This window comes from Thiomicrospira sp. WB1, assembly GCF_001507535.1.
Lineage (GTDB): Bacteria > Pseudomonadota > Gammaproteobacteria > Thiomicrospirales > Thiomicrospiraceae > Hydrogenovibrio.
Window position 1 is genome coordinate 621,256 of sequence record NZ_LQBN01000001.1, and the last position, 14,410, is coordinate 635,665.

The 14,410-nt window shown below is 53.0% G+C and carries 14 protein-coding genes; 13 read left to right on the plus strand and 1 reads right to left on the minus strand.

What is annotated here, in order from left to right; translation table 11 throughout:
- The first annotated feature begins 134 nt into the window (after positions 1-134).
- Genes AVO41_RS02765 through rmuC form a run of 8 tightly spaced genes read left to right on the plus strand, consistent with a single transcriptional unit; the run spans position 135 to position 10,794 of the window.
- Entirely contained in the window at positions 135-1,847 is a 1,713-nt protein-coding gene (locus tag AVO41_RS02765) for a type II secretion system protein GspD (protein ID WP_068582231.1), read from the plus strand.
- Positions 1,844-3,772: a tetratricopeptide repeat protein gene (locus AVO41_RS02770; protein ID WP_068582232.1), complete on the plus strand. Its 1,929-nt coding sequence runs from the start codon at positions 1,844-1,846 to the stop codon at positions 3,770-3,772. Before AVO41_RS02765 ends, AVO41_RS02770 begins: the two co-directional genes overlap by 4 nt.
- Positions 3,773-5,458 carry a GspE/PulE family protein gene (locus AVO41_RS02775; protein WP_068582233.1) on the plus strand — a complete coding sequence of 562 codons (1,686 nt, stop codon included), beginning with the start codon at positions 3,773-3,775 and terminating at the stop codon, positions 5,456-5,458.
- Between the two features lie 6 nt (positions 5,459-5,464).
- A complete protein-coding gene (locus AVO41_RS02780; RefSeq protein ID WP_068582236.1) occupies positions 5,465-6,673 on the plus strand; it encodes a type II secretion system F family protein in 1,209 nt (402 codons plus the stop codon).
- 8 nt (positions 6,674-6,681) lie between these two features.
- Positions 6,682-8,247, plus strand: coding sequence for a hypothetical protein (locus AVO41_RS02785; protein WP_068582238.1), 1,566 nt, complete (start codon positions 6,682-6,684; stop codon positions 8,245-8,247).
- Complete coding sequence (locus AVO41_RS02790) at positions 8,244-8,930, plus strand: hypothetical protein (RefSeq protein ID WP_068582241.1); 687 nt, start codon at positions 8,244-8,246, stop codon at positions 8,928-8,930. The genes AVO41_RS02785 and AVO41_RS02790 overlap by 4 nt, the downstream gene beginning before the upstream one ends.
- Positions 8,927-9,364 (plus strand): hypothetical protein, encoded by a 438-nt coding sequence (locus AVO41_RS02795; protein WP_068582244.1) that lies wholly within the window; start codon positions 8,927-8,929, stop codon positions 9,362-9,364. Before AVO41_RS02790 ends, AVO41_RS02795 begins: the two co-directional genes overlap by 4 nt.
- The gene (rmuC, locus tag AVO41_RS02800) at positions 9,364-10,794 is read left to right on the plus strand and encodes a DNA recombination protein RmuC (protein ID WP_068582248.1); all 1,431 of its coding nucleotides are present in this window, start codon (positions 9,364-9,366) and stop codon (positions 10,792-10,794) included. The genes AVO41_RS02795 and rmuC overlap by 1 nt, the downstream gene beginning before the upstream one ends.
- Here rmuC and AVO41_RS02805 read toward each other — a convergent pair.
- Positions 10,766-11,188 (minus strand): response regulator, encoded by a 423-nt coding sequence (locus AVO41_RS02805; RefSeq protein WP_068582252.1) that lies wholly within the window; start codon positions 11,186-11,188, stop codon positions 10,766-10,768. The genes rmuC and AVO41_RS02805 overlap by 29 nt on opposite strands.
- Before the next feature lie 290 nt (positions 11,189-11,478).
- On the opposite strand from AVO41_RS02805, the gene rpsP reads away from it, so the two are divergent.
- The 5 genes from rpsP (at position 11,479) to xerD (ending at position 14,396) form a co-directional block, all read left to right on the plus strand.
- Positions 11,479-11,730 carry a 30S ribosomal protein S16 gene (gene rpsP, locus AVO41_RS02810; RefSeq protein ID WP_068582255.1) on the plus strand — a complete coding sequence of 84 codons (252 nt, stop codon included), beginning with the start codon at positions 11,479-11,481 and terminating at the stop codon, positions 11,728-11,730.
- A 5-nt stretch (positions 11,731-11,735) separates the two neighbouring features.
- Positions 11,736-12,278, plus strand: a complete 543-nt coding sequence (rimM, locus tag AVO41_RS02815) for a ribosome maturation factor RimM (protein WP_068582258.1) — start codon at positions 11,736-11,738, stop codon at positions 12,276-12,278.
- On the plus strand, positions 12,268-13,014 hold the full coding sequence (gene trmD / locus AVO41_RS02820; protein WP_068582260.1) for a tRNA (guanosine(37)-N1)-methyltransferase TrmD: 747 nt from the start codon (positions 12,268-12,270) through the stop codon (positions 13,012-13,014). The genes rimM and trmD overlap by 11 nt, the downstream gene beginning before the upstream one ends.
- Positions 13,015-13,082: 68 nt before the next feature.
- Entirely contained in the window at positions 13,083-13,430 is a 348-nt protein-coding gene (gene rplS / locus AVO41_RS02825; protein ID WP_068582264.1) for a 50S ribosomal protein L19, read from the plus strand.
- 51 nt (positions 13,431-13,481) lie between these two features.
- Positions 13,482-14,396 carry a site-specific tyrosine recombinase XerD gene (xerD, locus tag AVO41_RS02830; RefSeq protein ID WP_082676452.1) on the plus strand — a complete coding sequence of 305 codons (915 nt, stop codon included), beginning with the start codon at positions 13,482-13,484 and terminating at the stop codon, positions 14,394-14,396.
- Positions 14,397-14,410: the final 14 nt, after the last annotated feature.

Sequence of the window (14,410 nt, forward strand, 5' to 3'; positions counted from 1 at the left end):
GTAAACTTTCATGAAAAAAGAGGTTTACAGTCGGTCTGGTTCTTGCTTGAAATGGCTTGCCCTGCGAGAAAATGGTGGTATTCCAAAATGCCGTAAGCACTCTGATTCAATACAATAAAAAGTCTTTTTAATTTATGTTACAGCGCACGTTATTGCTTTTGGTTCTGTCGGGCCTGATTGGCCAGTCTGGTTGTCAAAGTGTCGACCAAAGACCCAGTGGCCCGGAAAAAGTAGAGCGTTTCACCCCCGTCGGGCATTTACAGCAGGATAAAACCGTACCGGAGACTGCTGAAACGCCTATTCCCGATCTTTCTGATTTTGATCCCATCCATCCGGGGTTGGATGAGGTTGATAGCAGCAAGCTTTATAGTGTGTCTGCTCTGAATGTTCCGGTTCAGGAGCTGATGCTGCAGTTAGCAGAGGATGCAGGCCAAGAGTTTGATATTCATCAGTCGGTGAAAGGAGAGGTGACGCTGAATGCGATTGATCAGCCTCTCAACAATATTTTACAAAGAATTGTTTCCCAGGTAGATGCGGTCTATTCCCATAACAATAATGCCATCGTCATTCGCCCTGACAGTCCCTATTGGCATAGTTATGAAATCGATTATGTCAACATTGTCAAAAATATCCAAGATACGACTGTGATGAACATGTCTGTGGGGAATGTGGTCGATGAGACCGCTGGTCAGCAAAGCGGAAACAGCGAGTTTCGTTTGGAAACCGCTTCCGAACAAAGTTTTTGGCGGAGCTTGGAAGAGAGCCTTCAAGCCATGGTTGCACAAGATTCCAGTGCGCCTCTGTCAACCGTTGTGAATCGTGATGATTCGTCGGCAGAGCGTTCGCCGCAATCAGACTCTGCTCCCCAGCCCTCTGAGCGCTCAAGGGTGGTTCTGCATAAGGAGGGCGGGTTGATCAGTGCGTTTGCGACCCAAAAATCTCACCAGCAGATTCAGGCCTTTTTAGATCAGTTGACCGAGCGGACCAACCGTCAGGTTCTGATTGAAGCAACCGTTGTTGAAGTTGAATTAAGTGATGAGTATCAAGCCGGTATTGACTGGTCTGTGTTCAACGAGTCCGCTAACACCTCTTCCAGCGCAGCAAACACGATTGTTGGCAATAACAACAGTGTTGAGCCCAATCTGAATGTCAATTTCATGCGTTTTAACTGGGATTTTGACTTGGGCGTGCGCTTTCTAGAGCGGTTTGGCGATGCCAAAGTCCTTTCCAGTCCCAAAATCATGGCAATGAATAACCAGACCGCTTTGTTAAAAGTCGTGAAAAATGAGGTTTATTTCACTCTTGAGGTCAATCGTGAAGCCGCTACCACGACCAGTGCTGGAGTCACCACGTTTGAAACGAACCTTCACAGTGTTCCGGTCGGCTTCATGATGCATGTCACCCCATTTGTCAATAATGACCGCGTAACGCTGAATGTCCGGCCGACATTGACCAGTATCATTGATTTCAAGGATGACCCCAATCCGGAGCTCGCTAATGCCGGGGTTGAGAGTAAAGTGCCGATTATTCGGGAAAGAGAAATGGATTCCGTGCTTCGATTGCTTGATCAGCAGACAGCGGTGATCGGCGGATTGATTCAGGACTCTCTGAACGATGTTGACTCGGGCGTGCCGGGGTTGAAGCATTTGCCGTTCATCGGTCCGGCGTTTGATTACCAGGAAAAAGTACAAAGAAAAACCGAACTCATCATTTTTATTCGCCCGACCATTGTTAAGAATCCAGATATTGAGCACGGTGATCTAAAAGCGTTCAGACCAATGATGCAGACGCGTTCCATGAGAGATAGCCCTGTGGCTGAGCGGCTCAACCAGGGACGATCTCAATGAGCGTGTTGTTGGAAGCGTTAAAAAAAGCCGCCGACGACAAAAAGCGAGAGGCAGAAACGGCGGCCGCGCCAACGGGGGAGGTGAAAACGCCAAATCCCAGCCGAGAAGCCATGACTCAGACCCTTGGTAAAGACCATCCTCCCCTATCCGAGCCTATGATGGGTTCTGAACCCCAAAAACCATCCACAGCTCCGGATACGCAGCCTGATAAGCGACCTGCCCCCGATACTTTATCCGCTGAATTGAAAGTTCCCAAGCAGCCATCTTCTGAGACTGGCTCGGAACCGCCTCTGACATTGAAAACGAAAAAAAAGCAATCGGAAGCATCCGGTGAGTTGCCGTCCAATGAGCCGGATGATAGATCTGAGAAGCAGGCATCTGCGGAGGCAATACATAAAGACGAGTCGGCTCCAGAAGCAGAGAAGACGTTGGCATTTGCTCCGAGCGAACCGCAAGATGTTTTGACCGGCTCAAGGGGTGAGCACCTTGATCTGGACACCCGGTTAGCAATGGAGGCAAGTCATCAAAACATCCCGGAACCGGAAAAGTTCAAGTCGGATGCAAAAGAAGAAAACCAGCCTTTGTTCGAACAAAATGATACGGTGGAACCTGAAAAAAAATTTCCTTCAGACGCAAATTCGGATTCATCGGTTTCTTCCTCTCAACTAGAAACTGACTCAGAGGCAAAGGGTTCCCCAGCTGAGAAAAGTTCTGTTCTTCCTGAAGTCCTTCATCCTGTCAGGACATCGACGGAAAAAAATGACTGGAGTCTTTCCCAGATTCCCGGCTATGGGCAAGAAGCTTCTTCCAATTCAAGTCAACAAAAAGGCAAACGATGGTTGAATCTGATGCAGTCGGGGCATCGTCGTCCCAAGCGGCGATATCGTTGGACTCTTGGTGTGCTTATCAGTCTTCTGATTGTGACAGCGATGTTTGTATATGGCTATGTTTACTTCCATGAATCGCAGATAAAACTGGACCAAGAGTTGAAGCGTTATCAGTTACCTTTGCCTAAATCTGAAAAACCGCAATCAGGAATCGAACAAGCTTCTCCAGAGTCTGCAGACCCCTTGGGTGCTTCAAACAGTGCTTTTGTTGCTGAGCGATCTGAGGATAAGGGTCAAGCACCGGTTGTCGACGAACCAATTGGTTCGTCCGATCGTGTGGCAGCAAAAACACCGGCTTCCCCCAAAGTGTCTGGCGCTGGAAAAAAGGAAACGACGCAAACCAAGCCAGACAAGGTAAACCAGAAGGTATCAACAAAACAGTCATCACAGGAAATGGCAGAGAGTGTGCAAAAAGCGAAAAAAAACGAGCAACGATTGCGCATTCGTTCTGAGCAGGGAATCAACACGTTGAAACAGGCACATGCGGCTTATCATAAAGGTCAGTGGGAAACTGCACGACAAAAGTACAAAATATCCCTTAACAGCAACCCTGAAAGTACCGTTGCCATGATGGGGCTGGCCGCAACCTTCATTAAGGAAGGAGATTATGCGAGCGCCATGAAGTGGTACCAAAAGGTATTGCGGTTGCACCCTGGGCATGAAAAAGCCATGGCGGCGCGAGCGGCTCTGGTTGGAAGCCTTGCCCAGTCCCCAGCGCAAGCACGCCAGCTTAAGGATTGGGTCCGGAAATGGCCTGATATGCCCCAGCTGCAAGCGGCCCTAGGTCAATTTTATGCGCGTAATCGGGACTGGCCCAATGCACAGTCACACTTTTTTAAAGCTTATGAGCTGGCACCAAGAAAAGCCAGCTACGCGCTTAATCTAGCGATCAGTCTGGATCGTTTGGGAAAATATACGTTGGCTCGTCGCTATTATCGTGAGGCACAGTCTTTGAACACCGGTTTGTCTGAAAATCAGTCTGAGCAAATCCGTGCACGATTAGCCATTTTGAACCAATTCTTGTCAAAGGAGTCCTAAGTGGCACAACCGGTCCGATTGGGTGACAAGCTGGTCAATGAAGGCTATATCACATCCGATCAGCTTCGCATTGCACTGACGGAACAGAAACTGACCGGTAAAAAACTGGGTGAAGTGCTGGTGCGTCTGGACTTCCTGTCCGAAGAAGACTCTCGCGAAGTAGTCGGCGATGCGGTCGGCTACTCGTCGATGAGTCTTCAGGGTGTGGTGCCGGACTCCGAAGCCTTGAATCTGATTTCCGAGCCTTTTGCGCGTGCCAATATGGTCATGCCAGTCAGTCTTTCGGGTCAACGTCTTCAGGTCGCGATGTCTAACCCGGACGACATCCTTCTGTTGGATAAAATCAAGCGTCATATCCGGGGCGAACCGGTGCAGCTGGAACCGGTTCTGGTGGTGGAAAATGAAATCCAAAGCGCCATTGACCATTTTTACGGTTACGAGTTGTCGATTGACGGAATCATCCGTGAGCTGGAAACCGGGCAGGCGGATTTAAGCTCGCTGGCAGAGGACGATGAATATTCTCAGCCGATGGTGCGACTGATCGATAATATTCTCACCGATGCGGTCAAAAAGGAAGCCTCTGACATCCATTTTGAGCCGGAAGCGCATTTTATTCGCATTCGCTACCGATTGGATGGGGTTTTACACCAGGTTCGATTGTTGCATAAAAGTTTCTGGTCCGCGATGGTGGTGCGCCTGAAAGTCATGGCCGATCTGGATTTGACGGATCAGCGATTGCCGCAGGATGGGCATATGGATCTGGTGGTGCATGGTCGGCAAATCGATTTTCGTGTCTCCTCTTTGCCGGGCACCCACGGCGAAAACTTTGTGTTGCGAATACTGGACCGTCACCGGGGCATTATTCCATTGGATGATCTGGGGCTTGATCCGGACAGTTACCAGGAACTCAAAATCATGATGTCGCGCCCGACTGGGATTTTGCTGGTTACAGGGCCGACCGGTTCCGGGAAAACCACTACCTTGTATTCTGTTCTTCGTGAAAAAGACGAGGAAGGGGTCAACATCATGACGCTGGAAGACCCGGTGGAATACCCGATGCAGCGCATTCGTCAGACTCAGGTCAATGAAGACATCGGCATGACCTTTGCCGCAGGCATTCGTGCCCTGATGCGACAGGACCCCGACATCATTCTGGTCGGGGAAATTCGCGATGGTGAAACGGCGGAAATGGCGCTGCGTGCGGCCATGACAGGGCATCAGGTGTATGCGACTTTGCACACAAACTCCGCCATTGGCGCGATTCCCCGTTTGCTTGACATCGGCATGTCCCGTTCCATTCTGTCAGGCAATCTGATCGGTGTGGTGGCACAACGACTGGCCCGGCGTCTGTGTGGTCAGTGCAAAGAGGCTTATGAACCGGAGCCGTTTGAAAAAGAAGTATTGGGATTGAAGGCAGAAGACAGTGTGGCGCAATATCGCCCGGTTGGTTGCGAGGCTTGTAACCATACCGGGTATCGCGGGCGTTTGGCCATTTTGGAAACCTTGCGTTTTACGGATGAAATGGACGCCTTGTTGCTGGAAGGTGGCTCTCAGTATCAGATTCTGCAAAAAGCGGTTGATCAGGGATTTTCTCCGATGTTGCACAATGCCCTTAAATGGGTACGTCAGGGCGAAACCACGCTGGATGAAATCAGCCGAATTGTGGATCTGACGGAGTTGGTGTAGAGCTTTATGCAAACCTATCGATTTCAAGGTATTAACCGTTTTGGCAAGCGGGTTCGCGGGGAGATGCTGGCGAGTAATGAGAAGGACCTGGAACGGCGCTTGCGCTCGACTCAGACAGAGTTGCTGACAGCCAAAGTCAAACAGTCCAACAGGTGGTGGCAGTCGATTGGACGTAAAAAAATTGCCCGTCGGGACGTGATTGTAATGACCAACCAGTTTCGACAGCTTCTGAAAGCGGGGGTGTCACTGATGGAGATCATCGATGATTTGCGTCGCACCTATGAAAATGACCAAGTGCGTGAAATGTTGACCGTGGTGTACGAAGCCATGGAGGGTGGGGAGACGTTCTCCAATGCGCTCAAGCCTTACGAAAGTGTTTTTGGGCGGGTGTATTTGAGTCTGGTGTCAGTGGGGGAACGAACGGGGCAGTTGGAGCGTGTCCTGGAAAAACTTGAATCGGCATTGCAATGGGAAGAGTCGCTGGCGTCCAAAGCCAAGAAAGTGATGATCTACCCCAGCATTGTTGGGGTGGTGGTGCTCTCCGTGGTCATGCTGATGATGTTGTTTGTGGTACCCGAGCTTTTGACCTTTATTGAACAGATGGGGGGCGAGTTGGGCTTGGCGACGGCGTCGTTGATTGCGACCTCCGAGTTCATTCAAAACAATATTCTGATTTTGCTGGCCCTGCCGTTTGTGCTGACGGCCTTGATTCGGGCCTGGCTGAGGCGCTCGCAACAATTTCGGCTGTGGTTTGACCGGCATCTTTTTAAGTTGCCGCTGGCCGGCCCCGTTCTGTATCGGATTAAGCTCGCCCGTCTGGCCGGCACTCTGGCGGTGATGTATGCGTCAGGGGTTAATTTTCGTGACAGTCTGGCGCTGTCCGGTAGCGTGGCCAGCAATGCTTACATTGAAGAAGCGGTTCACAATGCCATACGCCTGATCGAAGAGGGGGAACAGATTTATCGGGCCTTTGAGGAGACCGCTCTTTTTCCTCCCATGGCCATTCGAATGGTGCGTATCGGTGAAGACAGTGGCAATATGGATGATGCGCTGCACCATGTCAGTGACTATTACGATACCCAGGCTCGGGAGATGATTGAGAAAATCGAGCCGGCAGTGGAGCCGATTTTGACGGTGGTGATGGCGGTGATCGTCGGTTGGGTCATGATGGCGGTGCTCGGTCCGGTGTACGACACCATTTCCCAGGTTCAGTAGGAGTTTGCATGGACGCGGTTTTATACCTGAGAGACAACGCCATCTCGGTGATCGAAACGGATGACCGGGGTGCGTTTGTCGAACATGGCGTGGACTGGGATGAGACCGAGCGCCAGGAGCAGGTTTTTGCGCGCCTTGCTCGCGCCTCTCAGGTTTCCCTGGTTATTGATTTCATTGATGAAACACTGCATTTTGAGTGGGTGCCCAAACTGTTGCCCTGGGAAAAGCCGGGTCTGCAGAAACGTCTGACGGAAAAAGCCAGGCACGAGGGCGGGCTTTATGTGCATTTCACCTGGCTGCCCATAACACGCAAAACGCCGGAAGGACTGACGCAGCAACTGACCATGGTGGCCAGCATTCTGAAATCACCGGCTTTGGAAAACTTTTTCACTCGTCTGCATGAGGCAGCGGTGCCCTTAACACGGGTGTATTCGTTTGCGTTCCTGGTCGAAACCTTTTTCTTTCAGCGTCTGGCCAGACGCTTTCACCTTTCACGCAAACAATGCAAACAACCGTTTATGCTGGTGTTTCGTGAATGCGAACATCGGTTTCGCCAGATATTTTTTCAGGATGGTCATTTGCGTATTGCCCGTCAGGTGGATTTGGACCCTGCTCTGGATGAGACGGCGATCAACCAGGCGCTGATGGATGAGACGCAGCGTGCGGTGAAATATGTTTATAACCAGAAGCTGATCCCACTCAACAGCGAAGTGGGATTTGTCTATGTGAACGCCGCACACCATGACGAAGCCGAAATCAGACAGCTTTATCAGGAACGCGTGGTGCAACGGAACTGGCAGACCGACAAGCTGTTCATCGTAGGAGGCGAACTGGGCGAGCTGACGAAAGGGCTGACCCGAACAAATACCCCCCACAGCGCAATGGAAACCCTGTCGCACTTTATTGATCAGGCGTCACCGCCTTCTTTTTATCAGAATCTTTATGTGCAAACGGTGCGAGGGTATTGGTGGGGTCGCAAAAGCGCCTGGGCTTTGGCGGGATTGCTGGCTACGGCTGCCCTGTTTCTGGGCGTGCAAGCGGCGATCGATGGCTGGCGACTGCAAACGCAATCGCAGGCCATGTCAGCGCAGCAGACGTTGTTGACCCAGCAGAAGCAGGCCTTGCAGTCCCAGTTGGCGCTTGAATACGACGCGCGTCATATTCAGACCACGGTCGAATTTGCTCAAGCCGTCATCGCTCAGCGTTCGGAGCGGGGGTTTTTCCGTATCTGGCAGGATGTGGGACAGGTACTTGAACGGCATCCGCACATTGCTCTCCAGCGCCTTAGCTGGGAGGATGCTTTACCGATTTCAGCACAACATTTTGAGCTAGCGCTAACGGGGTGGGTCTATCCGTTTAACCAGTCGTTTGAACCGCCGACACAATGGGTGCAGGCCTTTGCACGTGATCTGGAAGCCTTGTCCGGGCTGCAGGCGGTGACCATTGATCGCCCGCCTTTGTCGGCGTCCCCGGAGGAGGCCTTGAATCTGAACCAGTCGGCGCTGCAAACCCAGTCCGCTTTGCCGTTTGAAATGACGCTGGTGTTTGCCATTCGGAATCAGGAGGCATCATGACGCCATCGAGATCCTCGCACGCCTTGCCCGGTCACTTTCATCGCGTGTTTGTCAGAAAAATGCTGTGGCTGCCCGGGTTGTTTCTGATTGGGGCGGCCGTTCTGTTGAGCATCGCATGGCCGCTTGCCACGTCGTGGCTGGCAGAAACCCGGCAAGCAGTGCAGGCGCAAGAACGTCAGTTGGCGCAAACACTGTCATCCGTTCGGTTTTTGCAGGAACAGCGGCGTTTGTTTGAGAGGTATGGCCCGGCTTATCAGTCTCTGTTGCAGCAGGGGCTGGTGCATCGACAGGATCGCGTGCGCTGGACGGATCGCTTGTTGCAGCAGCAAGCACAAAAACACCTGTCGCCCTTTGTGATTCAATATGAACCTCGTCAGCCGCTGTCAGAATCCATGGCCGGGCCTTTGCCCTGGAAAGAGCAGGTGTTTTCGGTCACCCGGCTCCACCTGGAAGCCGGGGTGCACACCGAGTCCGATTTGAAATCCGTGATGGATCAGGTTGCCCGTGAATTGACCCCTTTGTTCCTGACCGAACGTTGTGATATTTCACAGCGTGTGGCACCGGTTCTCACCCCGGAGCGTCCGGTTGCGTATCAGCCCAATCGGCCCGGTTTGATCGCCCAATGCACGTTGTTATTGTTCGAAGCAGACGTGCCGCCACTCAAACCGGAGCAGATGCCATGAAGCGAACCGTGATGGGCATTGGATTGATGGTGGTCGTTGTGACACAAGCGGTGGCACAAGCCCCGCGTCTGTTTCTGTCGCCGGAGCAGCGGCAAAATCTTGAAGCGGCGCGTCAGGGAACCGGCGCGACATCGAGCCCTTCAACGCCGTCAACGACCGATGGCCGTCCGAATGACACCGCAACCCCGGTGCGCATCAGTGCCATCATTGTGACCCCGGACGGTCGTAAATGGGTCCGTCGTAATGAGCGTTATTATCTGGTGGGGAAAACGGGCAAGCTCACCGGCCCCATGACCTTCGAACTCGGGCCCTCCACCCACCTGAGGGTCGGAGATGTGTATGATCCGAAATCGGGCTCTGTTGCATCGCAATCAGGGCAAGCATCAGATGAGACGTCGACCGCTGAGTCGACCCAATTAAAAGGACAGCCCTAATGGAATCATGGTGGCAGAACAGCGTTGAAATGCCCTGGCTGCTCTTAAGCGGACTCGTGGCCGTGGGCGCATTGATTTGGGGCTGGCGTTTGCAACAGCGATTGACCCGGGCATTGCAAAATCCACCAGGCCTGGTGGATTTGCAGGCTGAAAACACCCGTTTGCAAACCCAGCTGGCCGATTGGCACCGTCTGCAGGGGGAGCACGAGGCGCAGTCGCGTGCCTTGAATCAATATCAAGCGGAACTGGCCGAAGCACGTGCTGAACATCAGCGCTGGCAGGAAAAATATCAATCCGAAGCCACTGAACGGGCGAGCTTGATGACGCAGCTTAAGGCCCAGGAGCAGGCGTATGAGGAAAAGCTGGCGCTGCTCGAAGAAGCCAAGCAACGGATGACGGAAGCGTTTGAAGCCTTGTCCAATGACATTCTCAAGCGCAAGCAATCCGAGCTAGAAGCCCAAAGCCAGAAGAGTCTGCGTCATTTGCTCGAGCCCATGCATGCGTCCATGGAGCAGTTTAAAACCCGCATGGAAACGGTGCACAAAGAGAATCTTGAAGGCCGTGCTTCGCTGAAAACCCAATTGGAGCAACTGCAATCACTCAACCAGCAGATCAGCGAAGAGGCTCATAATCTGACCCATGCCCTCAAAGGCGATCAGAAATTGCAGGGGAACTGGGGCGAACAGATCCTCAAGCGCCTGTTGGAACGCAGTGGCTTGCGAGAGGGTCAGGAATTCGAATCCGAAAAAAGCTTCACCCAGGAAGACGGGACCCGCCTGAGACCGGATGTGATTGTGAACCTGCCAGATCGCAAACACGTGATCATCGATGCCAAGGTGTCGCTGCTGGAATATGAAAAAGCCCTGAACGCGGCGACAGCTTCCGAAAAAGAACAGGCAATTAAAGCGCATCTGGCCAGTCTGAAAAAGCACATTCAGGCGTTGTCTCACAAACGGTATGATCACATCGAGCGCTTGCACCCGCCGGATTTTGTGCTGATGTTTGTGCCCATCGAAGGGGCTTATCTGTTGGCCGTGGAAAAAGACCCAACCTTGTTTGAAACCGCCTTCGAGCAAAAAGTGGCCGTGGTGACGCCCACGACGCTGTTTACGACGTTGAAGACCATTGAGCAGTTATGGCGTTATGAACGCCAGTCCGAACATACCATGAAACTGATCAAGCGGGCGGCGGACGTGCACGATAAGTTTGTTGGGTTTGTGACACACTTTGAAAAAATCGGCAAGCAACTCAATACGCTCAACAGCAGTTATGACACGGCTCGTAAACAGATGATGGCGGGACAGGGCAATCTGGTGCGTCAGGCGGAAATGCTGAAGGAGCTGGCCGGCAAAACACGCAAGGAAATGCCGGAACACCTGCTGGAAGAGGCGGAAGGCAGCGCTATACTAGGTGAACCGACTGATCGGTGATCAGTTCCGGATGGTCGGCCTTAAGAACGCTTTGTGCGACTTTGATCAAACTTTCGGGTTGAAACGGCTTATGCATCCAACCATTGACCTGCAAGGCTCTTGCCTGTTGTTTGAGATCCTCGCCATTATCGGCACTGAGCATGATGATCGGTAGCTTGGCTGTCGGAGTGGGTGCCAGCCGTTCGATCATCTCCAGCCCCGTGGCATCCGGCATATTGAAATCCACGATCAACAGGTCGTATTGACCTCGTTCCCACTTTTCCTGGGCAGCTTGGGCGCATTCGGCGGTGTCCACTTGCCAGCCTTCCTGTGATTCCAATGTCATCTTGACCAGTTTCAGGATCATGGGGGAGTCGTCGACGGCGAGAACATGAATGTGGGTTGCATCAGTCATAATCGGCTTCAAAGTGCAGGGTTGGTGTTTGTTGTTCGTCTCAGTATAGTGGTTTTTACGACCCCAACCAACCCTGAATGGTGCAAGATTGATGCACCGGATTGAAAAGGCAGCCAAGTCGCTGAAAGTGTTTGAAAAAAAAAGAGGGGTGCCGTATAATCCCGCTTTTTCAACGGTTGTGTCCTGTGAGAACAACCACACTGTTGTCAAAAACAAGCGGGAAACCGCTTAGTAGAAGAATTTGTTGGCAGGAGTGCCTGCCATCGCCGATCAAGACAAGGAGAAGTTCAATGGTCGTTATTCGTCTTGCCCGTGGGGGCGCCAAAAAGAACCCTTTTTACCGTGTTGTTGTGGCCGATCAGCGCCAGGCACCTCGCGGTCGTTTCATTGAGCAGCTGGGCTTTTACAACCCAACCGCTCGTGGCCAGGAAGAAACTTTGCGTCTTGATGCGGCGCGCGTTGAACACTGGGTAAACAAGGGCGCACAAATGAGCCCTCGCGTTAAAAAACTGATGCAGGGCGCTGAAAAAGCGTCAGCCTGATCCCTATGGCTCAGACCGACTCGACGCCATTGGTGATCGGCCGGATTCACGGCATCTATGGGGTCAAAGGCTGGGTTAAGGTTTTTTCGCACACGGACCCGCGTGAAAACATCCTTCGCTACACGCCCTGGCTGGTCCAAGTCGAAGGTCAGTGGCGTGCCTGGCCGGTGCGGTCACAAAAAGTGCTCAATGGCGGCAAAACCCTTGTTGCCCATTTGGAGGGCATTGATGACCGGGATCAGGCGCGGGCACTGATGGGGGCCGAGATTGCGGTCTACCCCCATCAGTTGCCGGAGTTGGAAAAGGGCTATTACTGGTGTGATCTGATCGGCGCGACGGTTGCGGACGCGGCCGGTCAGACACTGGGCGTCATTTCGGAGATGATTGAAACCGGTGCGCACGATGTGATGCGCGTGGCGGATGCGAGTGAACAAACGGTGGCTTTGATTCCCTTTGTGGAAGGCACGTTTGTCAAACACGTGGACCTGGAAGCAGGGCGCATTGAGGTTGACTGGACGGACGAGGGCGAGCCACACAATGCAGTTTGATGTGGTGTCGCTTTTCCCGGAGATGTTTCGGGCTCTGACAGACAGCGGTGTTTCCGGACGGGCGTTTGATCAGGGCCTGTGTCAGGTTCGCCACTGGAATCCGCGAACCTATACCAGCGACCGGCATCGGACCGTTGATGACCGTCCTTACGGGGGCGGGCCGGGCATGGTCATGATGTATCCGCCGCTCAATGCCACTTTTGAGGCGATTGCCGAAACGCGTCAGGCAGAGATGGATCGGCCTTACACGGTTTATCTTTCTCCTCAGGGGCGGCCGTTGACGCAGTCACGTTTGCAGGCCTTGGCAGAGCGCCCACAGTTGACCTTGCTTTGCGGACGTTACGAAGGCGTGGATGAGCGAGTGATGACTCGCTGGGTCGATGAGGAAATTGCCATCGGTGATTTTGTGGTCAGTGGCGGAGAGTTGCCGGCCATGATGTTGATGGATGGGTTGATTCGACTGTTGCCCGGGGCGCTGGGTCATGCGCAGTCAGCGCAGGAAGACTCATTCAGCGACGGGCTGTTGGACTGCCCGCATTACACGCGACCGGCTGAAATCGATGGCATGACTGTGCCATCCGTCCTGCAAAGCGGCGACCATGCTCGCATTGCCCAGTGGCGACACCAGCAGAAATTAATCCGGACGCAAGCCAAGCGTCCCGATCTTTATGCGCGTTATCAGGCTGACCTGACAACGCGTGACAATTCGGATTCAACCTCTGACAGCCAGATTTAAAGCTGGTCTGTGAACGTTGGGTAAAATTCATTTCAGTGACAACACTGAAAACGATGGAGTGCTGAACGATGAGCGAAATCATCAAGCAGATTGAAGCAGAACAAATGACAAAAGACATTCCGGAATTCGGACCCGGTGATACCGTAGTGGTTCAGGTTCGAGTGAAGGAAGGCTCTTCCGAGCGGTTGCAGGCCTTTGAAGGCGTTGTGATTGCCAAACGTAACCGTGGCCTGAACAGCTCATTCATTGTGCGTAAAGTCTCTCACGGTGTGGGCGTCGAGCGTACCTTCCAGTTGTACAGCCCGCTGGTGGATTCGATTCAGGTGAAACGTCGCGGTGATGTTCGCCGAGCGAAACTCTATTACTTGCGTGAGCGTTCCGGTAAATCGGCGCGAATCAAAGAAAAGGTCAAGTAAGTGTCATCAAAAACGCCCCGCCGGGGCGTTTTTTGTATCTAAGGGGTTTTAATGAGAACGCCCGCCAACCAGTTGCCCGAGAACTCGCCGGATGCGAATCCGCTGCGCACCTTTTTAGATCGTCTTCGGTTTGAAGAAGGTCTGTCTGCACACACTTTGGCGGCTTATCAACGCGATCTGATAAAAGTCGCTCAGACATTGTGGCCCACACCTCTGATCGAAGCGGACAGCGAAGCCCTCGATGGCGCGGTGCAGGCATTGTCAGACGTTCTCAATGCTCGTTCGTTGGCACGGCTGGTTTCAGCCCTGAAGCGTTTTTATGGATTTGCTTGCGCTGAAAAGCTGGTCTCGGTCAATCCCGCTCAGGCGTTGATCGCGCCAGGGGCGTCGCGTTCGCTGCCATCGATCCTCACGGAGCGTCAGGTGACGCAACTGCTCAAAGCGCCCGACGCGCAAACCGCCCTGGGGCAACGGGATCTGGCCATTCTGGAACTGATGTATGCCACCGGACTGCGTGTGAGCGAAGTGGTGGCGCTGAGGTTTGATCAGATCAACCTGCAGGCGGGCTGGTTGCAGGTGCTGGGCAAGGGGCAGAAAGAGCGTCTTGTCCCCATGGGGGAGTGGGCGCAAACCCAGCTGCAAACCTATTTGGCGTGGGCGCGCCCCCAATTGGTTGGACAAAAACAGGTGGAGGCGGTGTTTGTCTCCCGGTTGGGCCGGGCCATGACTCGGCAGACTCTCTGGCATCGCATCAAAGCGCTGGCAGCCCAGGTCGGTCTGCCTGAAACTCTTTCACCACACAGCCTGCGTCATGCGTTTGCCACCCATCTGATCAATCATGGCGCGGATCTTCGTTCGGTACAGGCTTTCTTGGGGCATTCCGATCTTTCCACCACACAAATTTATACGCATGTCGCCAAAGCACGGTTGCAGACGCTTCACCGTCAACATCATCCGCGCGGCTGATGGATTTCTTTTTT

Excerpts from the sequence above, each read along its gene's own strand:
- AVO41_RS02805 (WP_068582252.1), bottom strand. The coding sequence starts at position 11,188 with ATGACTGATGCAACCCACATTCATGTTCTCGCCGTCGACGACTCCCCC.
- AVO41_RS02790 (WP_068582241.1), top strand. The coding sequence starts at position 8,244 with ATGACGCCATCGAGATCCTCGCACGCCTTGCCCGGTCACTTTCATCGC.
- trmD (WP_068582260.1), top strand. The coding sequence starts at position 12,268 with ATGCAGTTTGATGTGGTGTCGCTTTTCCCGGAGATGTTTCGGGCTCTG.
- AVO41_RS02795 (WP_068582244.1), top strand. The coding sequence starts at position 8,927 with ATGAAGCGAACCGTGATGGGCATTGGATTGATGGTGGTCGTTGTGACA.
- xerD (WP_082676452.1), top strand. The coding sequence starts at position 13,482 with ATGAGAACGCCCGCCAACCAGTTGCCCGAGAACTCGCCGGATGCGAAT.
- rplS (WP_068582264.1), top strand. The coding sequence starts at position 13,083 with ATGAGCGAAATCATCAAGCAGATTGAAGCAGAACAAATGACAAAAGAC.
- rpsP (WP_068582255.1), top strand. The coding sequence starts at position 11,479 with ATGGTCGTTATTCGTCTTGCCCGTGGGGGCGCCAAAAAGAACCCTTTT.
- rimM (WP_068582258.1), top strand. The coding sequence starts at position 11,736 with ATGGCTCAGACCGACTCGACGCCATTGGTGATCGGCCGGATTCACGGC.
- AVO41_RS02785 (WP_068582238.1), top strand. The coding sequence starts at position 6,682 with ATGGACGCGGTTTTATACCTGAGAGACAACGCCATCTCGGTGATCGAA.
- rmuC (WP_068582248.1), top strand. The coding sequence starts at position 9,364 with ATGGAATCATGGTGGCAGAACAGCGTTGAAATGCCCTGGCTGCTCTTA.
- AVO41_RS02780 (WP_068582236.1), top strand. The coding sequence starts at position 5,465 with ATGCAAACCTATCGATTTCAAGGTATTAACCGTTTTGGCAAGCGGGTT.
- AVO41_RS02770 (WP_068582232.1), top strand. The coding sequence starts at position 1,844 with ATGAGCGTGTTGTTGGAAGCGTTAAAAAAAGCCGCCGACGACAAAAAG.
- AVO41_RS02765 (WP_068582231.1), top strand. The coding sequence starts at position 135 with ATGTTACAGCGCACGTTATTGCTTTTGGTTCTGTCGGGCCTGATTGGC.